This window comes from Cupriavidus sp. SIMBA_020 (assembly GCF_046535395.1).
Lineage (GTDB): Bacteria > Pseudomonadota > Gammaproteobacteria > Burkholderiales > Burkholderiaceae > Cupriavidus > Cupriavidus campinensis.
Map to the genome: position 1 here is coordinate 1 of NZ_JAWRWU010001769.1, position 232 is coordinate 232.

The following is a 232-nucleotide window of genomic DNA, read 5'->3' on the forward strand; positions in this document are numbered from 1 at the left end:
GATCCCGCTTCGATCCCCACGAAATGCAGGCCGAGGAACAGCGTGGGCGGCAGATCGGGATCGGTGAGATCGACTTCGCTGTCGAGCTGGATCAGCTTTTCGAGCTTCTTCGCCGAGCCGAACCACTGCACGCTGCGCTCCATATAGCTGCGGATGGCCTGGCGGAAATGCTTGCCCGCCACGTCCTCGCGCTTCTCGTCGCTCCACTCGGGGAAGCACAGGCGCAGATTGG

At 62.9% G+C, this 232-nt stretch carries 1 pseudogene; it reads right to left on the reverse strand.

The window, feature by feature from the left end:
• Window positions 1-232, reverse strand: a pseudogene (locus tag SB751_RS35695) (lipid A biosynthesis lauroyl acyltransferase); the annotation flags it as partial.